This window comes from Actinokineospora sp. HUAS TT18, from assembly GCF_051364635.1.
Taxonomy (GTDB): domain Bacteria; phylum Actinomycetota; class Actinomycetes; order Mycobacteriales; family Pseudonocardiaceae; genus Actinokineospora.
In genome coordinates this window covers 5,786,514-5,809,236 of the sequence record NZ_CP195645.1, presented here as the reverse complement: position 1 = coordinate 5,809,236, position 22,723 = coordinate 5,786,514, and the positions used below count along the sequence as shown (strand labels likewise).

The 22,723-nt window shown below is 69.3% G+C and carries 20 protein-coding genes and 1 tRNA gene; 12 read left to right on the top strand and 9 right to left on the bottom strand.

The genetic code is table 11. The annotated features are described in order from the left end of the window. Nucleotides 1-33: 33 nt before the first annotated feature. Nucleotides 34-3,579 carry a transcription-repair coupling factor gene (gene mfd, locus ACSHT8_RS26930; protein ID WP_436493691.1) on the bottom strand — a complete coding sequence of 1,182 codons (3,546 nt, stop codon included), beginning with the start codon at nucleotides 3,577-3,579 and terminating at the stop codon, nucleotides 34-36. Nucleotides 3,580-3,613: 34 nt separating this feature from the next. Next, nucleotides 3,614-4,993 carry an IS607 family element RNA-guided endonuclease TnpB gene (gene tnpB / locus ACSHT8_RS26925; protein ID WP_436502188.1) on the bottom strand — a complete coding sequence of 460 codons (1,380 nt, stop codon included), beginning with the start codon at nucleotides 4,991-4,993 and terminating at the stop codon, nucleotides 3,614-3,616. Between the two features lie 59 nt (nucleotides 4,994-5,052). Here tnpB and ACSHT8_RS26920 point away from each other — a divergent pair, with 59 nt between their 5' ends. Further along, nucleotides 5,053-5,631 carry an HD domain-containing protein gene (locus ACSHT8_RS26920; protein WP_436493690.1) on the top strand — a complete coding sequence of 193 codons (579 nt, stop codon included), beginning with the start codon at nucleotides 5,053-5,055 and terminating at the stop codon, nucleotides 5,629-5,631. Here ACSHT8_RS26920 and ACSHT8_RS26915 read toward each other — a convergent pair. Next, complete coding sequence (locus ACSHT8_RS26915; RefSeq protein WP_436493689.1) at nucleotides 5,617-6,384, bottom strand: enoyl-CoA hydratase/isomerase family protein; 768 nt, start codon at nucleotides 6,382-6,384, stop codon at nucleotides 5,617-5,619. The two genes, ACSHT8_RS26920 and ACSHT8_RS26915, sit on opposite strands and share 15 nt — an antisense overlap. 89 nt (nucleotides 6,385-6,473) lie before the next feature. Here ACSHT8_RS26915 and ACSHT8_RS26910 point away from each other — a divergent pair, with 89 nt between their 5' ends. Next, nucleotides 6,474-7,640, top strand: a complete 1,167-nt coding sequence (locus ACSHT8_RS26910) for a PQQ-dependent sugar dehydrogenase (RefSeq protein WP_436493688.1) — start codon at nucleotides 6,474-6,476, stop codon at nucleotides 7,638-7,640. 420 nt (nucleotides 7,641-8,060) lie between these two features. On the opposite strand, the gene ACSHT8_RS26905 is transcribed toward ACSHT8_RS26910, so the two are convergent. Continuing rightward, nucleotides 8,061-8,660 (bottom strand): TetR family transcriptional regulator, encoded by a 600-nt coding sequence (locus ACSHT8_RS26905; RefSeq protein ID WP_436502187.1) that lies wholly within the window; start codon nucleotides 8,658-8,660, stop codon nucleotides 8,061-8,063. Nucleotides 8,661-8,757: 97 nt separating this feature from the next. Next, the gene (locus ACSHT8_RS26900; RefSeq protein WP_436493687.1) at nucleotides 8,758-9,696 is read right to left on the bottom strand and encodes an acyl-CoA desaturase; all 939 of its coding nucleotides are present in this window, start codon (nucleotides 9,694-9,696) and stop codon (nucleotides 8,758-8,760) included. A gap of 301 nt (nucleotides 9,697-9,997) precedes the next feature. Here ACSHT8_RS26900 and ACSHT8_RS26895 point away from each other — a divergent pair. The 4 genes from ACSHT8_RS26895 (at nucleotide 9,998) to ACSHT8_RS26880 (ending at nucleotide 14,420) form a co-directional block, all read left to right on the top strand. Next, a tRNA-Gln gene (locus ACSHT8_RS26895) sits at nucleotides 9,998-10,068 on the top strand. A 60-nt stretch (nucleotides 10,069-10,128) separates the two neighbouring features. After that, nucleotides 10,129-11,871, top strand: coding sequence for a diguanylate cyclase (locus ACSHT8_RS26890; protein ID WP_436493686.1), 1,743 nt, complete (start codon nucleotides 10,129-10,131; stop codon nucleotides 11,869-11,871). Between the two features lie 78 nt (nucleotides 11,872-11,949). Further along, nucleotides 11,950-13,443, top strand: a complete 1,494-nt coding sequence (glmU, locus tag ACSHT8_RS26885) for a bifunctional UDP-N-acetylglucosamine diphosphorylase/glucosamine-1-phosphate N-acetyltransferase GlmU (protein WP_436493685.1) — start codon at nucleotides 11,950-11,952, stop codon at nucleotides 13,441-13,443. Next, on the top strand, nucleotides 13,440-14,420 hold the full coding sequence (locus ACSHT8_RS26880; protein ID WP_436493684.1) for a ribose-phosphate diphosphokinase: 981 nt from the start codon (nucleotides 13,440-13,442) through the stop codon (nucleotides 14,418-14,420). Before glmU ends, ACSHT8_RS26880 begins: the two co-directional genes overlap by 4 nt. A 20-nt stretch (nucleotides 14,421-14,440) precedes the next feature. Here the strand turns inward: ACSHT8_RS26880 and ACSHT8_RS26875 are convergent, their stop codons facing one another. After that, entirely contained in the window at nucleotides 14,441-14,617 is a 177-nt protein-coding gene (locus ACSHT8_RS26875) for a DUF397 domain-containing protein (protein WP_436493683.1), read from the bottom strand. Nucleotides 14,618-14,623: 6 nt separating this feature from the next. Beyond that, nucleotides 14,624-15,466, bottom strand: coding sequence for a helix-turn-helix domain-containing protein (locus ACSHT8_RS26870; protein ID WP_436493682.1), 843 nt, complete (start codon nucleotides 15,464-15,466; stop codon nucleotides 14,624-14,626). Between the two features lie 182 nt (nucleotides 15,467-15,648). On the opposite strand from ACSHT8_RS26870, the gene ACSHT8_RS26865 reads away from it, so the two are divergent. Both ACSHT8_RS26865 and ACSHT8_RS26860 read left to right on the top strand, forming a co-directional pair. Continuing rightward, on the top strand, nucleotides 15,649-16,428 hold the full coding sequence (locus ACSHT8_RS26865; protein WP_436493681.1) for a type IV toxin-antitoxin system AbiEi family antitoxin domain-containing protein: 780 nt from the start codon (nucleotides 15,649-15,651) through the stop codon (nucleotides 16,426-16,428). A 77-nt stretch (nucleotides 16,429-16,505) separates the two neighbouring features. Beyond that, complete coding sequence (locus ACSHT8_RS26860) at nucleotides 16,506-17,357, top strand: nucleotidyl transferase AbiEii/AbiGii toxin family protein (RefSeq protein WP_436493680.1); 852 nt, start codon at nucleotides 16,506-16,508, stop codon at nucleotides 17,355-17,357. Here the strand turns inward: ACSHT8_RS26860 and ACSHT8_RS26855 are convergent. Further along, nucleotides 17,347-18,525, bottom strand: a complete 1,179-nt coding sequence (locus ACSHT8_RS26855; protein ID WP_436493679.1) for an MFS transporter — start codon at nucleotides 18,523-18,525, stop codon at nucleotides 17,347-17,349. The genes ACSHT8_RS26860 and ACSHT8_RS26855 overlap by 11 nt on opposite strands. Nucleotides 18,526-18,608: 83 nt before the next feature. Here ACSHT8_RS26855 and ACSHT8_RS26850 point away from each other — a divergent pair, with 83 nt between their 5' ends. The 4 genes from ACSHT8_RS26850 to ACSHT8_RS26835 all read left to right on the top strand — a co-directional run bounded on the left by ACSHT8_RS26850 (nucleotide 18,609) and on the right by ACSHT8_RS26835 (nucleotide 21,053). After that, nucleotides 18,609-18,917: an ArsR/SmtB family transcription factor gene (locus tag ACSHT8_RS26850; RefSeq protein ID WP_436493678.1), complete on the top strand. Its 309-nt coding sequence runs from the start codon at nucleotides 18,609-18,611 to the stop codon at nucleotides 18,915-18,917. A 198-nt stretch (nucleotides 18,918-19,115) separates the two neighbouring features. After that, nucleotides 19,116-19,730 (top strand): 50S ribosomal protein L25/general stress protein Ctc, encoded by a 615-nt coding sequence (locus ACSHT8_RS26845; RefSeq protein WP_436493677.1) that lies wholly within the window; start codon nucleotides 19,116-19,118, stop codon nucleotides 19,728-19,730. A gap of 76 nt (nucleotides 19,731-19,806) precedes the next feature. After that, nucleotides 19,807-20,382, top strand: a complete 576-nt coding sequence (gene pth / locus ACSHT8_RS26840; protein WP_436493676.1) for an aminoacyl-tRNA hydrolase — start codon at nucleotides 19,807-19,809, stop codon at nucleotides 20,380-20,382. Nucleotides 20,383-20,393: 11 nt separating this feature from the next. Then, nucleotides 20,394-21,053: a DivIVA domain-containing protein gene (locus ACSHT8_RS26835; protein ID WP_436493675.1), complete on the top strand. Its 660-nt coding sequence runs from the start codon at nucleotides 20,394-20,396 to the stop codon at nucleotides 21,051-21,053. Here the strand turns inward: ACSHT8_RS26835 and ACSHT8_RS26830 are convergent. After that, nucleotides 21,050-22,717, bottom strand: a complete 1,668-nt coding sequence (locus ACSHT8_RS26830) for a fatty acyl-AMP ligase (protein ID WP_436493674.1) — start codon at nucleotides 22,715-22,717, stop codon at nucleotides 21,050-21,052. The genes ACSHT8_RS26835 and ACSHT8_RS26830 overlap by 4 nt on opposite strands. Between the last annotated feature and the right edge of the window lie 6 nt (nucleotides 22,718-22,723).

Genomic DNA, 22,723 nt, shown 5'->3' with positions numbered 1-22,723 from the left:
CCGTAGCCTCTCACAGCGCCCCGCACGATCGGGTTACACCCCCGCGGCCGCCGGGGTGACGGTGAGCGAATCGAGGAACTTCGCGCACCAGTCGAGCAGCTCCCGGTCGCGCAGCACCGGCGCCCCGATCCGGCCGCCCGCGCCGCCCTCGGTCGGCCTCGGCACGGTGATGGTGTCGGTGACCGCCTTGTGGACGGCCTTCGGGTAGAGCCGCTTGAGCCGCACGAGCTGGGAGTCGCGCAGCGGCAGCGGGGCGAACCGGATGTTGCTGCCCTGGGCGATGACCTCGGTGACCCCGTGCGCCCGCGCGGTCTGCCGGAACGCGGCGACGGCCAGCAGGTTGACCACCGGGGTCGGCGGCTCGCCGTAGCGGTCGACCAGTTCGGCGCGCACCGCGTCGAGCCCGGCGGCGTCCGGTGCGGCGGCGAGCTTGCGGTAGGCCTCCAGGCGCAGCCGCTCCCCCGGCACGTAGTCGTGCGGGATGTGCGCGTCGACGGGAAGGTCGACCCTGACCTCGGCCAGTTCCTCCTCGTCCTCCGAGCCCGGCGCGCCCGCGTGCTTGCGGAACGCCTCGACGGCCTCGCCGACGAGCCGGATGTAGAGGTCGAAGCCGACGCCCGCGATGTGGCCGGACTGCTCGGCGCCGAGGATGTTGCCCGCGCCGCGGATCTCCAGGTCCTTCATCGCCACCGCCATGCCCGCGCCCAGCTCGGTGTTCTGGGCGATCGTGGCGAGCCGGTCGTGGGCGGTCTCGGTGAGCGGGGACTCCGGCGGGTAGAGGAAGTAGGCGTAGCCACGTTCACGGCCACGGCCGACGCGACCGCGCAGCTGGTGCAGCTGGGCGAGGCCCAGCATGTCGCCGCGTTCGACGATGAGCGTGTTGGCGTTGGAGATGTCCAGGCCGGTCTCGATGATCGTGGTGCAGACGAGCACGTCGTACTCGCGTTCCCAGAAGCCCTGGATGAGGTGTTCCAAGCGGTCCTCGTTCATCTGCCCGTGCCCGGTGACCACGCGCGCCTCCGGGACCAGCTCGCGGAGGCGGCGCGCGGCCTTCTCGATCGACGAGACCCGGTTGTGCACGTAGAAGACCTGGCCGTCGCGCAGCAGCTCGCGGCGGATCGCGGCGGCGACCTGCTTGTCGTCGTAGCCGCCGACGTAGGTCAGGATCGGGTGGCGGTCCTCGGGCGGGGTGAGGATGGTCGACATCTCGCGGATGCCCGCCAGCGACATCTCCAGCGTGCGCGGGATCGGCGTCGCGGACATGGTCAGCACGTCGACGTGGGTGCGCAGCGCCTTGATGTGCTCCTTGTGCTCGACGCCGAAGCGCTGTTCCTCGTCGACGATCACCAGGCCGAGGTCCTTGTAGCGGATGCCGGTCTGCAGCAGGCGGTGCGTGCCGATGACGATGTCGACGGTGCCGTCAGCCAGGCCCGCGATGGTCTGCTCGGACTCGGCGGCGTCGGTGAAGCGGGACAGGCCCTTCACCGTGACCGGGAACGAGTGCATGCGGCCGGCGAAGGTGTTGAGGTGCTGCTGGGCGAGCAGCGTCGTCGGGACGAGGACGGTGACCTGCTTGCCGTCCTGCACGGCCTTGAACGCCGCGCGCACCGCGATCTCGGTCTTGCCGTAGCCGACGTCGCCGCAGATGACCCGGTCCATCGGGACGCCGCGCATCATGTCGCCCTTGACCTCGTCGATCGCGGCGAGCTGGTCGATGGTCTCGGTGAACGGGAAGGCGTCCTCCAGTTCACGCTGCCAGGGCGTGTCGGGGCCGAACGCGTGGCCGGGAGCGGCCTGGCGGGCGGCGTAGAGCTGGACGAGCTCCGCGGCGATCTGCTTGACCGCCTTCTTCACCTTGGCCTTGGTGTTCTTCCAGTCGGACCCGCCGAGCTTGTTGAGCGTGGGCAGCTCGCCGCCGACGTAGCGGGAGACCTCGTCGAGCTGATCGGTCGGGACGAAGAGGCGGTCGCCGGGCTGGCCGCGCTTCGAGCTGGCGTATTCGAGGACCAGGTACTCGCGCGTCGCGTTGGCGACCGTGCGCTGGACCATCTCGACGTAGCGGCCGATGCCGTGCTGTTCGTGCACCACGTAGTCGCCGGGCTTGAGCGCCAGCGGGTCGACCGCGTTGCGGCGCCGGGACGGCATCTTCGCCGACATGTCCTTTGTGGACGTTCCGGCGCGGGCCCCGGTGAGGTCGGCCTCGGTGACCACGACAAGGTCGCCGACGATGAAGCCGTCCTCGATGGCGCCCTTGACGACGGTGACGACCCCCTTGGCCGGGGCCTCGGTGAGGTGCTCGACGAAGGTGGCGGCGACGTCGGCCTCGGCGAGCTGCTCGACGGCGCGCTTGGCCGTGCCGGTGCCGGGGACGACGAGGACGGCCCGGCCGCCCGTCGCGGTGTGGGCGCGCAGGTCGGCGAAGGCGCGCACGATCTCGCCGCGGTAGGAGTCGACCGGGCGGATGTCGACGGCCACGGCGTCGGCGTCTGTCAGCTGGGAGATGGTCCACCAGGGGTGGTCGCCATCGCGGGCGTGCGCGGCGACGTCGCCGAGGTCGCGGTAGGCCGACGCGCCGAGGTCGATCGGCGCCTTGCCGCCGCCCGCGGCCGCCATCCAGGAGGCTTCGAGGAACTCCTGGCCGGTGCGGACGAGGTCGTGGGCGCGGGTGCGGATCTTCTCCGGGTCGGCCAGCAGCACGTGGGTGCCCGCCGGGACGACGTCGGTGAGCAGCTGCATCTCGCCCTTACATAGGGCCGGGATGAGCGCCTCCATGCCCTCGGAGGGGATGCCGTTGGCGAGCTTGTCGAGCATCTCGTGCAGGTGCGCGTCGGCCTGGTGGATCTCGGCGAGCGCGGCGGCGCGGGCGCGGACGTCCTCGGTGAGCAGCAGCTCGCGGCACGGCGGGGCGGTGATCTCGGTCAGCTCACCGGGCAGCGACCGCTGGTCGGCCACCGCGAACGAACGGATCTCGCTGACCTCGTCGCCCCAGAACTCGATGCGCACCGGGTGCTCGGCGGTCGGCGGGAACAGGTCGACGATGCCACCCCGGACCGCGAACTCGCCGCGCTTCTCGACCATGTCGACGCGGGCGTAGGCCAGGTCGGCGAGCTGGGCGATGAGCGCGTCGAAGTCGTGTTCCTTGCCCGTCTCCAGGTGGACCGGGGCCAGTTCGCCGAGGCCGGGGGCCATGGGCTGGATCAGGCTGCGGACCGTGGCCACGACGACCTTGAGCGGGCCGCCTTCCTCCGGGTGGGCAAGCCTGCGCAGGATGGCGAGCCGCCCGCCGACAGTGTCAGCGCGCGGGGACAGGCGCTCGTGCGGCAGCGTCTCCCACGACGGGAAGTTGGCCACGACGTCCCGCCCGAGCAGGTCACCCAGCACGGCGACGAGTTCGTCGGCCTCGCGACCGGTCGCGGTGACGGCCAGGACCGGACTCTTGGCGCCCTCGGCCAACGCGGCCACGACGAGCGGCCGTGCGGCCACGGGTCCGGCGAGGTCGAGCGTCGGCGCACCGGCGGCGTCGGTGATGACGGCGAGGTTGGGGAGCAGGACCTGCAGGAGCGGGTGCAGCGGAGCCATCGAGATCCTTTTGCGAGAAGCACGGACAGACCGTTCACGATACGTGTAGTCCTGTGTCGTGAGCCGTCGCCTTGCGGCGCGGCATTGGCCCGGCCTGGTGGCCGGGTCTTCCCGTGGCGGTACCGGTTGCCCGCGTGGTGCGGGTCTTACGTGGGTTTCCAGCGGGCTCGTTTAGTGTCGCCCCGCAACTCGGGGAGGACATGTCCGCGATCTCGCCCACGAGTCGGGCGAGGTTGCGGGCGGCGTTGAGATCGCGATCCAGCGTGAATCCGCACTGGTCGCAACGGTACGTCCGCTCGGACAAACGCAGTTTGGCTTTCACCGCGCCACAATCCGAGCAGGTCTTCGACGACGGGTACCAGCGGTCAGCCAGATGAACACGTGCACCGGCCCACCCGGCCTTGTAGGTGATCTGGCGGCGTAGCTCGCCCATGCCCACCCCGGCGACGTGCCGGGCAAGGAGCCGGTTACGCAGCATCCCGGCCACGTTGAGGTCTTCGAGCACGATCACTCCGTGGGCCCGGACCAGCCGGGTCGACAGCTTGTGCAACCCATCCCAGCGGGCGTCGGCCACTGCCTTGTGCAGGCGAGCGATGCGGGCCTGGGTGTTGCACCACCGATGCGAGGGTGCCTGTGAGGTGCGCCGATCCGGGCCGACCCGGCGAGCCGCCTGCCGTCCCAACCGGCGCAGCCCGGCCAACGCCATGTCGAGATGCCTCGGGTTGGCGACTACCTCGCCAGTGGAGAGCACAGCAAGCGCCTTGATCCCGAGGTCCACACCCACGACGGTGTCGGGCACGGCGGAGGCCGGGTTCTGGCGGTCGATCTCCACAGACAACGCACAGAACCAACGCCCACCTTGGCGGGTGATCGTGGCTGAACGGATCCGAGCGGTACCTCGGTCGACATGCCGGGCCAGTTTCCGAGTTGACTCGTGCGTGCGTACGGCGCCGATGCGGGGCAGCCGCACGTGCCTGCGATCATCGGCCAGACCGAAGCTGCCCGTGGTGAACCGGCACGACAACCCGGCGCGCTTGCCCTTGAACCTGGGAAAGCGGACCTTCGCGCCCGCGCGTTTGCCGATCTTCGAGGTGTTCCAGTTGCCCAACGCAGTCGCGAGGTTCGCCAGGCCGGACGAATAGGGCTCTTTCGAGTTTTCCGCCCACCACGGCGCCACCTCGTCCTTGGCCTGGTTCCACAGTTTCCGCAGGCTGTAGGCAGACCACGACACCGACGGCGTCAACTCGGCCTCCGTCAACCCATAGGTCTTCTCCGCTTCGCGCTGGCCCAGGTTGGCCTTGACCAGGGCAAGGCCCCAATTGAACGCGTACCGCTGTGCACCACAGTGCGACCGCAACCCCGCCACCTGAGCCGGAGTGGGATCGAGGGCGAACCGGTACGCCTGCAACACCATGGTCACCGGCCGACCGTACGGCCTGGCACCGACAACGTCGCGCGAATACGGTCGGGACCATGTTCACCCGACTCGGTCTACCTCCGTCGCTGCGGCCTGCCCTGTTGGCGCGCTGGTCGGAGCCGCATCGGACGTATCACGGGGTGGCGCATCTGGAGGCCGTGCTGCGGCATATCGATGAGTTGGCGGACCACGCCGACTCGCCTGACCTGGTCCGTCTGGCCGCGTGGTTCCACGACGCGGTGCACCTCGGGCAGCCGGACGATGAGGAACGGAGCGCTGAGCTGGCTGAGGTGTGGCTGGGCGGAGTGTTGGGCCCGGCGTCGGTGGCGGAGGTGGCAAGGCTGGTCCGGTTGACGGCGGGGCACGTGACTTCGCCTGGGGACCGGAACGGGGAGGTCCTGTGCGACGCGGACCTGGCGATTCTGGCTTCCCCGGATTACGCCGCGTATGCGGCTTCGGTGCGCGAGGAGTACGCGGCGGTGCCGGATGAGCTGTTCAGGGCGGGGCGGGCGGCGGTGTTGCGGTCACTGCTGGAGCTGCCCGCGCTGTACCGAACTCCGCAAGCGCTTGCGCAGTGGGAGGCTCCAGCGAGGGCGAACCTCACGGCGGAACTGGCGGATCTAGAACTTGGGTGAACGCTTGTCGAGGAACGCGCGGACGCCTTCCGCGTAATCCGCGCTCTCGGCGGAGTTCGCATAGAGAGCGTGGACAGCGTCGTCTTCCTCGAAGTGGCCCGCGGTGATCCGGCCGATGATCTCCTTGGCACCCCGAATGGTCACCTGCGAGCGGCCAGCCATGGTGTGCGCCAGTTCGGTGGCGCGCTTGACCACGTCCGCCGCCGGGTGCAGTTCGTTGACCAAGCCGATCCGCAGCGCCGTGGGGGCGTCGATGATGTCGGCGGTGAAGAGGATCTGCTTGGCCCACGCCGGGCCGACCGCGTCGACCAGTTGCTTGGTCGACGGCAGCATGTAGACGATGCCCAGCTTGGCCGGGGTGATGCCGAACTTCGCGTCGTCGGCGGCCACGCGCAGGTCGCAGGCCAGGGCGATCTCGCAGCCGCCGCCGATGCAGAAGCCGTTGATGGCGGCGATGGTGGGTTTGGGCATGCCGGTGAGCGCGTCGGTGGCGGCGTGGATGGCCTCGGCGTAGCGGCGGGCACCGGCGGCGTCGGCGCGGAGTTCGGCGAACTCGCTGATGTCGGCGCCCGCGGAGAAGTGGTCGTCGCCGCGCAGCAGCAGCACGCGCACGCTGTCGTCGGCGGCGACCTGCGCGACCAGCCCGGGAATGGCCGCCCACATGTCGTAGCTCAGCGCGTTGCGCTTGGCCGGACGGTCGATGACCAGCGTGGCGACCGCGTCGGCGATGTCCAGCCTCAGGTACTCACTCACGCCCAAACCCTAACCGCCAGTAGGTTCGATCCGTCAGAGACGAGGGTCACCACACGGCGGCCTGACGGCGGAGCGGGCATTCTTGGCCCATGCGCGCTGTGCTGCTCGCCACAGTCCTCGTCGCCGGCTGCTCGACGTCCGCGGGCACGGGTGAAGTGCCCTCGTCGTCCACGGTGGTCGTCCCCAGCAGCGCGGCGGCGCCCGGGTTGAAGATCGAGACGGTCGCGGGCGGCCTCACCCACGGGTGGGACATCGGCTTCCTGCCGGACGGCAAGGTGCTGGTCACCCAGCGAACGGGCGCCATCGCGCTGCTGTCGTCCGGCAGGCCGGGCGCGACCGTGACCACCCTCAAGGCCGATACGTCGACGGTCATGGTCCGCGGTGAGGGCGGTCTGATGGGCCTGGTCGTCCACCCCGACTTCGCGTCGAGCCGTGAATTCACCACCTGCCAGACCCACCAGGAGAACGGCCAACCCGTCGACGTCCGACTGGTCACCTGGCGGCTCACCGACGACGAGAAGGTCGCCACCCGCCTCCGCGAACTGCTGACCGGCCTGCCCGTCGCGCAGAGCGGCCGCCACTCCGGCTGCCGCCCGACCATCGCCCCGGACGGCGCGCTGCTCGTCGGCACCGGCGACACCGCCCGCGCCTCCCTCTCCCAGGACATGAACTCCTTGGGCGGCAAGGTCCTGCGCATCGACCTGCGCACCGGCGCCGCCCTGCCCGACAACCCGACCCCGGGCTCGCGGATCTACACCTACGGCCACCGCAACGTCCAAGGCGTGGCGATCCGCCCGGGCGGCCAGGTCCTCATCGCCGAACACGGCCCGGACAAGAACGATGAGATCAACCTGCTGAAGGCGGGCGCGAACTACGGCTGGGACCCGTCCCAGGGCGGCAAAGTCCAGTCCTACGACGAAGACGTCCCCATGACCGACCTGACCCGCTTCCCCGACGCGATCCCCGCGAAGTGGCAATCCGGCGACACAACTGAAGCTATCTGCGCGGCGACGTTCCTGACAGGGTCCCAGTGGGGCGCACTGGATGGCGCGTTGGCGGTGACGGCGCTGAAGGGCGCCAAGCTGATGCTGTTCACAATGGACACTGACGCCAACGTCAAGTCAGTCGCCATCCCGCCGGAGTTCGCCGACCAGTTCGGCCGCCTCCGCGCCGCCCGTACCGGCCCCGACGGCGCCCTCTACATCACCACCTCAAACGGCGACGACGACAAACTTCTGCGCGTCGTCCCGCAGTGACGACAGCGCTAGGCACTCGCTTCGAGCGGCCATCAGTTCTGCCACCTATTTCCGCACTCGCTCGCCAGTCCAGCGTCGGCGCCGCGGCTCGCGTCCGATCCCTTCGAGGCGCCCTTGAAGATCTTGAGAACTTACCGAGGGGAACCTCAGTGAGCGCCCACCAGCAACTCGCGGTGCCGAGCACACAACCCTGTCACGCTGCGCGCGGACGGCACGGTGTACCGGTCGGGTGGGACCGGCGTCGACACACCTCGGTATGGCGGCCGTGGTAGGCCATCGGAACCGGGGCCGAGATCGTGCCCGCGTTCGCCCACGACGGGGCGAGCAGCGGGTTGATCTACTACACGACGCCCCAACGGGGACCAGCAGAAGCGGGCCACCGAGTACAGCCCGAGCTGATCACCGCTGCGCGGGCGCCCCTCAGGGGCGCTCGCGCAGCGTGGGTTTGCCCTCCAAATTGGACAGCCCGTTCCAAGCCAGGTTGACGAGGTGCGCCGCCACCTCGTTCTTCTTCGGTTTGCGGACCTCCAGCCACCACTGCCCCGTGAACGCCACCATCCCCACCAGCGCCTGCGCGTACAGCGCCGCCAGCTTCGACTCGTATCCGCGTTTCGCGAACTGCACACCCAAGATGTGCTCGACCTGCGAAGCGATGTCGTTCAGCAGGCTGGAGAACGTCCCCGTCGACGTCGCCACCGGCGAATCGCGGACAAGGATGCGGAACCCATCAGTTGAGCCCTCGACATAGTTCAGCAGCGCCCCCGCCGCGCGTTCCAGCAGCAGGCGGGGGTGGGCGTCCTCGGACAGCGCGTCTGTCATTCCCTGCATCAGCGCGTGCATCTCGCGGTCGACGACGACCGCGTAGATGCCCTCTTTGCCGCCGAAGTGTTCGTAGACCACCGGTTTGCTGACGTTCGCCCGGTGGGCGATCTCCTCGATGGACGCGCCGTCGAAGCCCTTCTCGGCGAACAGGGAGCGTGCGATGTCGAGCAGCTGCTGCCTGCGCTCCTTGCCGGTCATGCGCACGCGGGCCACCGCGGGTTCTTCCGTCTTCGATACACGCCTCGCCACGGATCAACACTAGATGTCTGTGGCTGGGGCGCGAGGCGAGATGGGATTACTTCGCGGTGATCTTCGCCAGGCGCTGGGGCGTCGGCCAGCGGACGTCGGTGGCCCAGCCGAGCTTCTCGAAGATCCAGATCAGCCGGGCCGAGGTGTCGATTTGTCCCTTTTGCACCCCGTGCCTGGCGCACGTCGGGTCGGCGTGGTGCAGGTTGTGCCATGACTCGCCGAAGCTGAGGATGGCCAGGGGCCAGAAGTTGGCTGCCTTGTCGCGGCTGGTGAACGGGCGTTCGCCGATCATGTGGCAGATCGAGTTCGTCGACCACGTCACGTGGTGCAGCACGGCGATGCGGACCAGGCCCGCCCAGAAGAACGCGGTCAGCGCGCCCCACCACGACCAGGTGATCAGCCCACCGAGTACCGCGGGCAGCACCAGGGTCAGACCGGTGAACACGACGAACAGGCGATTCACCCGAACGATGTCCTTGTCGGCCATCAGGTCGGGGGCGAAGCGCTCCTTGTTGGTGACGTCGTGGTCGAAGATCCAGCCCATGTGCGCGTGCCAGAAGCCGCGGGCCAGCGCCATCGGCGACGTGCCGAACAGCCACGGCGAGTGCGGGTCGCCCTCGCGGTCGGAGAAGGCGTGGTGGCGGCGGTGGTCGGCGACCCAGGTGACCGGCGGGCTCTGCACCGCCATGCTGCCCATCACGGCCAGGGTGATCTTGAGGCCGCGGTTGGCCTTGAACGAGCCGTGCGTGAAGAGCCGGTGGTATCCGACGGTGACGCCGAGGCCGGACAGGTAGAAGAAGAACACCGCCAGGACGACGTCCACCCACGTCAGCCCCCAGCCCCACGCGAAGGGCACGGCCGCGATCAGCGCGGCGAAGGGCAGCAGGATGAAGATGTAGACCGCGATCCGCGTGGCGAGGTTCCGCCTGCCCTCGATGATCGGCTTCGGGCCCGTCCCGCTGGACGCGTCGACCGTGGTCGTCATGACTTCCCCTCTCCGTACCGCGGCCGCCCTACGGCGCCGTAACTTACGCAAGCGTAAGGATTCGCGCCCCGTACACGCCAGCACCCTCTCCTGTTATTCGGCGTATGCCGGGCCACGGTTGCCGATGATGTTGAAAGGCAGCTCAACGCAGCGCATCCGGTCGATCACTGGAATACCCACCTTGTGACTCCGATAACACCCGATCGGACGCGAGCGCGAACCAATCCGCCGGGTACTGCTGCCTGCCAGGCCACCCCCGTGCCACGATGTCCCCATCGAGCGGTGGTGGGACCGCTCGCGATCCGCCGTGGTGTAAAGGCAGCACCTTGGATTTTGGTTCCAATGGTTCAGGTTCGAATCCTGGCGGCGGAGCAGCCGAAAACTGGATGGGTGGCGAAATACCGGACCTCGAAAAGGGGTGCACCAACCTACGTGGACGACGAGCAGCGGGGCGACGGTGACCTGCCCGCGTTGGAGGAACGCTCCGACGCCTGGCTGGTGGGTCGCGCCCGGGAGTTGCTCGCGGTGATCCAGACCAGCCCGGTCCAGGAACGCCTGCGGCACACCGACGAGGTCGACCGGCTGCTCGCCGAGGCACAACACCGCGGCGAGCCCAGAATGGTCGCCCAGCTGCTGCGCTCCGCGGTCGCGGTCCGGGTGGTCAACAACGAGCTGGCCGACTCCGCCGAGCCCCTGCTCGACGAACTCCTCGCGCACACCCGCAGGCACGGTCTTCTGGTGCTGCAGGCCGACGCGCACGCGCTGCGCGGGCGCAGGCTGCTGCTGGCGGGCGCCGAGGACGCCGCCCTCACCGAGGCCGCGGTCGCGCTGGCCATGCTCGACGAGGACATCACCCCGGACGTCATGCTCGGTGGCCGCACCTGGGACATGATCATGGCGTCGACGCTGATGGACATCGGCATCGTGCTCACCCAGCTCGGCGTCTACGAGGTCGCCGACCAGGTGATGAGCCGGGCGCACAAGTCGATCCGCGCCAGCGCAGGCCCGCACCTCATCGCCGTCCACCTGATGAACCGGGTGCGCCTGCTGCTGGGCTGGGGCCTGCGGCTGGAGCGCATCGGCGAGGACGAACGCGCCGCCGAGCGGTTCGCCACCGCCGCGGCCATCGCCGTCGCGGTCGAGGCGCCGTTCCGCGAGTCGCTGTTCCCGCGCGACCCGAGCCGCTCGGCCGCCGACCAGAACCCGATCGTCGGCGCCGCGCTCGCGCTGGCCCAGCCGTCGGCCGCCCACCTCAACCGGCTGCGCTACCTGCTCGACTCGCAGAGCTACCCGCGTGAGCTGGTCATGGTCGCCATCGCGCTCGCCCGATGCCTGGAACACGAGGGCCGCGACGAGGAAGCCGTCGAGGTGCTCGCCGACGCGCGGTCGCGGATGTACCAGGAGGCCGCCGAGCCGACGCTGCGGCTGTGCCTGATCCGCGAGTACGCGCGGCTGTCCGGCCCCGAGGGCGGCTCCCGCACGACCGGCGCGCTGGAGCACTACGCGACCGAGCTGGAAGGCCAGCTCTGGGACATGCGCGAGTCGCGCATCGCCACCCTCAACACCCGCCGCGAGCACGAGCGGCTGTCCCGCATGCATGGCGCCATCGCGCGGCAGGCCCTGCAGGACCCGCTCACCGGCCTGCCCAACCGGCGCGCGCTCGACGAGCGGCTCGAACAGCTGTCGAACTCGCCGAACAACCACCCGCTGGCAATCGCCCTGGTCGACCTCGACGGGTTCAAGGGCGTCAACGACCGCATGTCCCACGCCGAGGGCGACGACGTGCTGCGCGTGGTGGCCAGCACCCTGCGCGACGCGCTGCGCGGCAGCGACATGGTGGCCCGCTACGGCGGCGACGAGTTCATCGTCCTGCTTCCCGGAGCACCGCTCTACGCCGCCGAGGCCGCCCTGCGGCGCGCGGTCAACTCGGTCGCCGGGCTGCCCAACGACCTGTCACACGGAGTGACGCTGTCGATCGGCGTGGTGTCGCTCCGGCCGCAGGAAACGGCGGTCCGCGCGCTCGCGCGGGCCGACGCGGCGATGTACCAGGCCAAGCGCGGCGGCGGGAACGACATCGTGGCGATCACGGCGGGCGAGGCCGACGCGGCCGACTCCGGGGCCGCGCTCGTCGCGCCTGTGGATGACCGTGCGTGGGTGTTGCCGGAGACCACGTAGGATCGACTCCCGGCCGGAGTCGTCCCGTTAGCCGGAGCCGACCCCGCGCCCGACGTTGAACCGACGCGAGGGAGAGCGATGTCCGAGAGCACCCCTGACCGGGGCAAGCTCGGCCAGGTCAGCACGGTGATCCTGGCGGCAGGTGAGGGCACCCGGATGCGCTCGGCGACCCCGAAGGTCCTGCACCGGATCGCGGGCCGCCCGCTGGTCGAGCACGCCGTGCGCGCCGCCGACGGCCTCAAGCCCGAACACCTCGTGGTCGTCATCGGCCACGGCCGCGACGCCGTGGGTGCCCACCTGGAGTCCCTGTCGCACGTGCTGGGCCGCGAGGTCACCATCGCGGTGCAGGAGACGCAGGACGGCACGGGCCACGCGGTCGCGTGCGGTCTCGCCCCGCTGCCCCAGCTGACCGGCACGGTCCTGGTCACCTACGGTGACGTCCCGCTGCTCGACACGGCCACGCTCAACGGCCTGCTCGACGCGCACACCGCGGGCGGCAACGCCGTGACGGTGCTCACCGCGAACGTCCCCGACCCGACCGGCTACGGCCGGATCGTGCGCGACGCCGACGGCTCGGTCACCGCGATCGTCGAGCAGAAGGACGCCACGGCCGAGCAGCGGGCCATCACCGAGGTCAACTCCGGGGTGTACGCGTTCGACGCCGAGGTGCTCACCGACGGCCTGTCCCGGCTGTCCACCGACAACGCCCAGGGCGAGCTCTACCTGACCGACGTGCTCGGCATCGCCCGCGGCGACGGCCGCCGCGTCGGCGCCCTGGTGTGCGACGACCCGTGGCTGGTCGAGGGCGTCAACGACCGCGTGCAGCTGGCCAAGCTGGGCGCCGAGCTGAACCGGCGCGTGGTCGAGGGCTGGATGCGCGCGGGCGTGACGGTCGTCGACCCGGCCACCACGTGGATCGAGGCCGAGGTCGAGCTGGCCCGCGACGTGCTGATCGAGCCGAACGTGCAGCTGCGCGGCGGCACCACGGTCGGCGAGGGCAGCGTGGTCGGCCCCGACACGACGCTGACCGACGTGATCGTCGGCGCGGGCGCCTCGGTCGTGCGGACCCACGGGTCGGGCGCGGAGATCGGCGACTCGGCGACCGTCGGCCCGTACGCCTATCTGCGGCCGGGCACGAAGCTGGGCGCCGACGGCAAGATCGGCACGTTCGTCGAGGTGAAGAACTCCGAGATCGGCGCGGGCTCCAAGGTGCCGCATCTGTCCTATGTGGGCGACGCGACGATCGGCGAGCACAGCAACATCGGCGCGGCCAGCGTGTTCGTGAACTACGACGGGGTCAACAAGCACCGCACCGTCGTCGGCTCGCACGTGCGGACCGGGTCGGACAACATGTTCGTGGCACCGGTGACGGTGGGCGACGGCGCGTACAGCGGCGCCGGGACCGTCATCCGGCGCAACGTGCCGCCCGGCGCCCTCGCGGTGTCCGGCGGTTTGCAGCGCAACATCGACGACTGGGTGGTCCACCGCCGCCCAGGTACCGCGGCGGCCGAGGCCGCGGTACGGGCCAAGGCCCGCAAGCAGGACGAGAAGAACAGCGAGGGTCGTTCATGAGCATCAAGCACGGGGTCCCCAAGAAGAACCTGATGCTGTTCTCCGGCCGCGCGCACCCGGAGTTGGCCGAGGAAGTGGCCAAGCACCTGAACGTGAGCATCACACCGCAGTCGGCCTACGACTTCGCGAACGGCGAGATCTTCGTCCGCTTCGAGGAGTCCGTCCGCGGCTGCGACGCCTTCGTGATGCAGAGCGCGTCGGCGCCGATCAACCAGTGGATCATGGAACAGCTGATCATGGTCGACGCCCTGAAGCGCGCGAGCGCCAAGCGCATCACCGTGATCATGCCGTTCTACCCGTACGCGCGTCAGGACAAGAAGCACAAGGGCCGCGAGCCGATCTCCGCGCGCCTGATCGCCGACCTGTTCAAGACCGCGGGCGCCGACCGGATCATGACGGTGGACCTGCACACCGCGCAGATCCAGGGCTTCTTCGACGGCCCGGTCGACCACCTCTTCGGCCAGACCCTGTTGTCCCGCTACATCAAGGACAACTACCCGGCGTCGAACATCACGGTCGTGTCGCCGGACGCGGGCCGCACGAAGCTCGCCGAGAAGTGGGCCGACGACCTGGGCGGCACGCCGATCGCGTTCATCCACAAGACGCGCGACCCCATGCGCCCCAACGAGGTCGTGGCGAACCGGGTTGTCGGTGAGGTCAAGGGTCGGCTGTGCGTCGTGATCGACGACATGGTCGACACGGGCGGCACGATCGCCAAGGCCATCCACCAGCTGCTCGACGAGGGCGCCACGGACGTTGTCATGGCGGCGACGCACGGTGTGCTGTCGGGGCCCGCGCGGGAGCGGCTGTCGGAGTGCGGGGCGAAGGAAGTCATCTTCACCAACACGCTGCCCATCCCGGATGAGAAGCGGTTCCCGCAGATGACGGTGCTGTCGATCGCGCCGCTGCTGGCACGGGCGATTCAGCAGGTGTTCGAGGACGGCTCGGTGACGTCGCTGTTCGACGGCGACGCGTGATTCGCGGGCCTGGGACGGGCTTAGCGCTCGTCCCAGGCCATCGCGTTGATCAAGGGTGACCAGGCGGACTCCGGGAAGCGGAGGATGCCGCCTTCGGGGTTCTTGGAGTCCCGGACACGGACTGTGGCGGTGTAGGCGACCTCGACGCAGTTGACTTCGCCGCCGCTGAAGCTCGACTTCCGCCACGCTCCGTGCATCCCGTTTCAGCCCCGTTCGTAGTCGGCCGCCAAGGTGGTCAAGAACTTCACCGTATCGGCTGAATCCAGCGCGAACTTCATGAGACTAGCAGCGACTTCGTGGAACATCCCGGTGTGATCGGGAGCGTCCAGGAAGCCCGCAACCGCAATGTTCTCGAAGAACACGATGGGCGGCGCGTCCCGAAACCCCATGTGCACGAACGAGCCCGGGTTCGGATATCCCCAGCGCCGGAACGGGATCACATGGATGTCGATGTTCGACTGCCAGACCCGATCGATCAGCCAGTTGATCTGTCGAACCATCGCCTCTGACCCGCCATAGGTACGCCGCAGGGCGGCTTCCTCGATGATCACCGTGTACCGGGGAGCAAGCCGTGCGCAGAGAATCTTCTGGCGCTCCAGCCGAGCCTTGACCCTGGCCTCCTGATCCGCGCCCGTGATCCCCTGGGCGGTGTGGACGGCCCGCATGTATTGCTCGGTCTGCAGGAGCCCGGGGACGAAGTCGAAGGTGACGTCCAACAGTGTCGCCGCCCGTGCCTCGAAGGTGGCGAATGGCCGTAGCAGCCGCGGCAGCCGATCTCCCGCCTCCAACCACTCCGGCGCGTCCAGCCGGTCCGCTAGTTCAAGGATCCGCTTCCGGTCCTCCCCGGTCACTTGGTAGAGCGCCAGAAGCCCTGCGATGTCGATGAGGGGCGAGAGCCGCTTCGCGTTCTCACTGCGGTTCAGAGTCGGCGCGGACAGCCCGATCCCCTTCGCCGCCTCCTTGGTCGTCTTCCCGGTCCGCTCACGAGCGGCCGCCAGTTCCATACCCAATGCCCGCATGCGCGCGGGTCGCCGGTTGCTGATCACCCACCAATGACACCATTTCGCTCACAATCCGCAACCGTCACAACCGGATGGGTAATTTCAGCACCTGAAACGCTTGACTTCGCCGGACAGCCAAATACAACGTTAGTAACATCTGAACGTTACTAACGTTGCCCTCGCTGTGCGATACTCGTGAGGTGGAGCTTGCGCGCGCGGTTCGAGCCATGGCTGACCACGCCACCGACCAATGGGGCCTGATCACCGCGGCCCAAGCCAAGGCGGTAGGCGTGGACGGCGTGACTCTGCAGCGCGCTGTCGAGGCGGGTCTGCTTGAACGAGTTCGTCGCGGCTGCTACCTCGCCACATCGGCGACCATGCCCGCGCACGTTCAGGCGAAAGCCGTTTGGCTCGGACTGAACCCAAGGGTTCCAGCCTGGGACCGTCCGGTTCCGGACCCGAACGGCGGCGTGATCTCCCACAGCTCAGCGGCCCTGATCCACGACATCGGTGACCTGCGAGCCGACATCGTCGAGATCACCGTCCCCCGGCGGCGCGCGACTCGGGAACAGGATGTGCACCTGCGTCGCGCGGAGCTGACCCAAGACGATGTGGCGCTCATCGACGGCCTACCCGTGACAACCGTGCTGCGCACCATCCTCGACCACCTCGCCGACCACATAGCAGGCAGCCACGTCGGCACGATGATCTATCACGCGGCGCACCGCGGCCTGGTCGACCTCGACGACACCGCAAGCGAAGCGGGGAGATACGCACGTCGATACGGCGTGCCGCAAGGGGATGGCCGGGCACTGATCGAGTATCTGCTCGTACAGGCCGGATTCAGCCTCGCCGATCTCGTCGCTCCCGGTGGGGTCGTACGCACGTCAGACTTGCGGCGTGCTCTGGCGGCGTCACAAACCGATCGGTCACCGAGCATCATGTACGCGGCACTCGCGGAGGCCGCGCGATCCACGGCGACACCTGAAGACGGGGACCCGGCGTAATGGATTCACCGGCCGCGGCGAGGCGGCAGCTCAACCAGCTAGCCAGGAATCACGCCCGCGTCAGCGGGCAGAACAGCGTGACGCTGATCGAGCGCTACCTCTATGACCGGTTGCTCGCCCGCTTGGCCACCCACGATCCGGGTAGCTGGCTTGTCAAAGGCGGCCAAGCCCTCCTGCGCCGCTACCCGCAGGCCCGCCACACCCGAGACCTCGATCTCCTCCACCTGCCATCCGCCAGCGCCGATATCGATGAGGCGACCGCGATCCTTCGCGCGGCCGCCGACCTCGACCTCGGCGACCACCTGAGCTATCTCCATCGCGACACAGGATCAATAACCAAAGGCGGACATGCCCGCCGTATCCGCTTCACACCGCATTACGGACGCACCGCACTGAACACGATCAGCGTCGACCTCGTCGTGGGCGACGCACCTTTCGGACAACCCACCACCCGTGCCCTGCGGTCCTGCGTACCCGGCTTGGACGGCGGCCAGTGGCCGGATGTCCAGTTGTATCCGATCGTCGACCACATCGCGGACAAGATCTGCGCCATGTACGAGCGCCACGGCGCCGACGCGATCCCCTCATCGAGGTATCACGACCTGGTCGACCTACTGCTGATCGTGCTGAGCGAAACCATCGACGGCGCCACCATGCACATTGCGCTGCACGCCGAAGCCGCCCGCCGGGTCCAGCGTGGAAACGACTTGGTCCTGCCCAGCGAGTTCCGTGTGCCGAACGTCGGGACCTGGCGCGCGGGTTATGCCCGCGATGCGAAGGACGTCGTGGGACTGGAGCACCAACGGACCCTCGACGAAGCCGCGGGCCTGGCCGCTTCGTTCGTCACTCCGCTATTGGCCGCGATCCCGCCTGGCCGATGGACTCCCGATCACCTTCGCTGGGTGGACCTCCGAAGAGTCAGCGAGTAGCGACCAGTTCCGGCTCCGCGACCTTCGCCCGGTGCCTGCGGGCCGCGAGCACCGCCATCACGATCGACGCCGCCGCCAGGATTCCGGCCAACGGCGGCAGGGACATCACGCCGACCGTGTCGATCACGATTCCGCCGAAGACGCCCGACAAACCGGCGCCCAGGTAGATCGCTGAGGCGTTCAGTGAAAGCAGTAGTCCGCTGTTCACCGGGGCCAATTCGATCAGCCAATTCTGGATGGGCGGGTTCACCGACCACGTCGACATTCCCCAAAGGAACATCGCCACCGCCGCCCCGGCCACCGTCGTCGCCGTCAGCGGCAGGGTCACCAGGAGGGTGATGACCACGCCGAAGATCACCATGAGTGGCTTGATGCTGCCGAAACGATCCGTCAGCCGCCCGCCCAGCGAGTTGCCGATGGCCCCGCCGACGCCGTACGCGAACAGCAGCAGGCTCACCGTCACCCCGTGCGCGCCAGCCGCCTCGGCCAGGAACGGGGCGATGTAGGTGTAGACGCTGAACGCTGACAGCACGCCCAGCACGCTCATCGCCAGGACCAGCAGCACCGTGGGGTCTCCAGCTACCGCGAACCGCTCGCGCATCCCCACCACCGGCGGCGGCGCGACCTTGGGCACATAGACCAGCACCCCGACAGCCGCCAGCACCGTGACGGCCGTGACCAGGGCGAACACCTCGCGGAAGCCCAAGACCCCGCCGAGCAGGCTCCCCGCGGGCACACCCAGGATCAGCGCGAACGTCAAGCCGCTGAACACCGTCGCCACGGCCCGGCCGCGCTGCTCGGGCGGGTTCAGCTCGGTGGCGACGAGAGTCGCCGCGGGGGTGAACACCGCGGCGCCCAGGGCGCTGATGACCCGCGAGAGCAGCAACAGCGTGTACGTGGGCGCGACGGCCGACAGCGCGTTGCCCAACGCGCTGACGCCCAGGGCTGTGACCAGGAGTTTCCGGCGGTCCCACCGGCCCGTGAACGCCGCGAGCAGGGGCGCGCTGATGGCGTACGACAGCGCGAAGGCTGTGATGAGCTGGCCCGCTGTGGTCTGCGAGACCTGCAACTCCTCGCTCACCGCGGGCAGGACGCCGGAGACGATGTACCCGCTGGTGCCGACGGCGAAGGCCCCACCGGCCAGCAGGTAGGTCCGTGCGGAGGACATGCGGCTCCCAGAATCGGCGGTTGTTCGATGTCGAACGTACTACGAGATTGGCCGTTGTTCGATGAAATTCGTACCATCACGCCATGACAGAAGAAGTCCCCCATCCCGATCGGGACGAGATCCGGATCGAGGCGGTCCTGCACGCCCTCGCCGACCCGATGCGCCTGCACATGGTCCGTGAGCTGGCGAAACTCGACAAGGGCGTGGCCTGCGGGACGATCGAGCTGCCCATCAGCAAGTCCACCAGGACCCACCACCTGCGGATCCTTCGCGAAGCGGGCGTCACCCGGACCGTCCCCTCGGGCACCTCGCGGATCACGTCGCTGCGCCGGGACGATCTCGACGCGCTCTTTCCCGGACTGCTCGGGGGGATCTTGGCCGCCAGGAAATGACCCCGGTTCGACCGGGTCGTGGGCTTTGCGTAAACTATCCGGGTTGCCTCGGCGAGGCGGGCATCGCGCCTGGCGTGATCGACGTGGCGGTTTCGACCGTACGCGTATTCATGCTCTCCGCGCCCCACGCCGCAGGCTGCCGCCCCGACTGAGAAGTCGCGCCCCCGCCGCATCATGATCAGCAAGGAGAGCACCACCGTGTCCGAGGTACGTCTGGCCGCCGAGCAGCGCACGGAGTTCGGCAAGGGCGCAGCGCGCCGCACCCGTCGCGCAGGCAAGATTCCCGCCGTGCTCTACGGACACGGTTCCGACCCCAAGCACCTGGCGCTGCCCGCGCTGGAGTTCGCGCGCGCCGTTCGTGAGCACGGCAGCAACGCGGTGCTGACGCTGAACTTCGGCGACGGTGCCGAGCTGGCGCTGACCAAGACCATCACCACCCACCCGCTCAAGAACTACATCGAGCACGTGGACCTGCTGCTGGTGAAGCGCGGTGAGAAGGTGACCGTCGACGTCCCGCTGACCATCACCGGCGACCCCGCCTCCGGCACCCTGGTCACCCACGACCTGTCTGCCCTGCAGATCGAGGTCGAGGCGCTGCACATCCCCGAAGGCATCGAGTTCTCCATCGAGGGCGCGGAGGCCGGTACCCAGATCCTGGCGGGCGCCATCGCGCTGCCCAAGGGCGCGACCCTGGTCACCGACCCGGAGGCCCTGGTCGTCGCGGTGAACGCGGCGCCGACCGCCGAGCAGATGGACGCCGACGGCACCGAGGCCCCGGCCGCCGCCGAGGAGTCCGAGGGCGACGAGGGCTGAGCACCCCTCCGCTGATCATCCCGGTGCCCCGGTCCAGTAACGCTGGGCCGGGGCACCGGCGGTTACAGGAGCTGAGATGACCGACGCGCCGATGATCGTCGTCGGCTTGGGCAACCCCGGGCCGCAGTACGAGGGCAACCGGCACAACATCGGATTCCTGGTCGCCGACGAGCTCGCGGCCAGGGTGGGCGGCAAGTTCAAGGGCCACAAGTCGGGCGCGGACGTGCTGGAGGGCAGGCTCGCGAACACGCGGGTCGTGCTGGTCAAGCCGCGCTCGTACATGAACCTCTCCGGCGGCCCGGTCGTGGGCGCGGCGAAGTTCTTCAAGGCCCCGCAGGAGAACCTCATCGTGATCCACGACGAGCTGGACCTGCCCTTCGGCGCTGTGCGGCTCAAGCTGGGCGGCGGGGAGAACGGCCACAACGGCCTGCGCTCGATCACCAAGTCGCTCGGCAGCAAGGACTACCACCGGGTCCGCTTCGGCATCGGCAGGCCGCCGGGCCGCATGGACCCGGCCGACTACGTGCTGCGCGACTTCGCCCCGGCCGAGCGCAAAGAGCTGGCCTTCGAGATCGATCGCTGTGCCGACGCGGTGGAAGCCCTGGTCAGCCAGGGCCTGGAAGCCGCACAGAACGCATTCCACGCATCCTGAGGGAGCATGAGATGTCGCTGAGCCCCGAGACCGTGCGCACGGTCACCTTCGACAAGGCCCCCTTCGGCAAACGCGGCTACAACGAGAACCAGGTCGACGACTTCCTCGACCGGATCGAGAACGCGCTGGCGGGCAACGACCCGCTGACGGCGGCCGACGTGCGCTCCGTGGTGTTCGACGCGGCGCCGCTGGTGAAGCGGGGTTACAACGAGGACCAGGTGGACGCGTTCCTCGACCAGGTCGTGGCCACGCTGTCCACTTTGGCCGCCTCGGTCGACCCGAACACCGAGGAGATCCCCCCGGTTCAGGCAGCCGCACCGCCGGTGAGCAGGCACCAGGCACCCGAGCGCGCGCCTGAGCCGCCGCGTCGGCCGCAGGCACCCGTGGCGGGTGAACCGGTCGACGAGCGGGTCACGCCGGGTGGGGACGTGCTGTTCCTGCCGCTGCCGCCCGCGCCGCCCGGGGTGCGGGGCTACCGCCCGGGCGACGTCGAGCGGCTGGCCCGCGCGCTGTTCCACGCGGCCACGAACTACGACGGCAGGCCGACCGCGGCCGAGATCGCAGGCTTCCGCATGACGCTGACGTTCTTCGCCGGGCAGGGCTACCACCCGGCCGCGGTCGACGCGCTCATCGACGTGTGGGTCAAGGAGCTTCGCCACCGCGAGAGCTAGTCGGCGGCTTCCTTGATCGCGGTGGCCAGCTGCTCCCCCGCCGCGGCGCGGCGGAGCTTGCCGGACGGCGTCTTCGGCAGGGTTCCCGGGGGCAGCACGACCACCGAGGTCGGGCGCGCGTTGACCGACTCGAACACGCGCGCGCCGACCTCCTTCTTCAGCCGCTTCTCCGCGTCCGCGTCGCCCGCGAACTTGGACTCGACGACCACGGCGAACCGCTCGCGCCGCGAGCCCGCGTCGATCCGCACCGCCACGGCGTTTCCGGCGCGCACACCGTCCACAGTGGTCGCCGCGCGCTCGATGTCGGTCGGGTAGATGTTGCGGCCCGCCAGGATGATGACGTCCTTGCGGCGACCGCAGATCACGATTTGCCCGTCGACCAGGTAGCCGAGGTCGCCGGTCGACAGCCAGCCCTCCTCGTCCTGTGTCGCGAGTGGACCGTCGACGGTCAGGTAGCCGGGGGTCACGGCCGCGCCGCGCAGCCGGATCTCGCCGACCTCACGCTCGCCGAGGACGTTGCCCTTGTCGTCGACGATCACCGCTTCGATGTCGCGCAAAGGCTTGCCCAGCACGGCGAACGACCGGACACCCGGCCCCGGCTCGACCGGCACCGCGCGGTTCTCCGCCTCCAGCTTGTCGGCGTCGATGTAGTCCAGGGTCAGCCCGGTGAACAGCGGGGCGAACGACACAGCCAGCGTCGCCTCGGCCATGCCGTAGGCGGGGAACACACACTCCGGCCGCAGACCGAACCGCGCGCCCTCATTGGTGAACGCCGACACGGCCTTCTCATCGATCGGCTCGGCTCCGTTGAGCGCCAACCGAAGCGACGACAGGTCGTACTTGCCCTCTTCGTCCACACCGGACAGTCTGCGGCCGAGCAGCGCGTAGGCGAAGTTGGGCGCGGCGGTGATCGTGCCGCGGTGGCGGGAGATCAGGTCGGCCCAGAGCAGCGGGCCGGTGAGGAAGTCGACCGGGGTGACCTTGACCAGCTCCAGGCCCACGGTCATCGGTACGGTCAGGAAGCCGACCATCCCCATGTCGTGGAACAGCGGCAGCCAGGACACCATGATGTCGTTGTCGACGTCCAACTCGGACGCCTCGGCCATCGCGGTCAGGTTCGAGAACAGGTTGCCGTGGGTGATCCGCACGGCCTTCGGGTCGGCCGTCGAACCGCTGGTGAGCTGCAGCAGCGCGGGCGCGTCCTCGTCGACCTCGACCACGTCGGCCAGCGGCTTGCCCTCGGCGAGGTCGGAAAGCCGCAGGTAGCCGATGCCGTGCTGGTCCAGCACGGGGGCCAGCGCGTCGAACGGGGAGCCGAGCAGGACGAGCTTCGACCCGATCATGCCCAGCACCCGGACGGTGTCCTCGGCCCACTCGGCGAGGTCGGTACGCGGAGTCGGCTGGTGCAGCATCGTCACGCTGCCACCGGCCAGCCAGACCGCCTGCACGGCGGGCGCGATCGTCACCGGCTCCGCGGCGAGGACAGCGACGGCGCCGTGCTTGGCCAGGCCGCCCTCGATGAGCGCGCCCGCCATCTTGCGGGCCTGCTCGTGCACCTGCGCCCAGGTGTGGCGGACCGGCGCCTTGGGCTCCCCGGTGGTGATCCCCCGCGCCGCGCCCCGCGTCGTCGCGGTGGCGACCATCATGTCTACGAACCGACTCATGAGTAC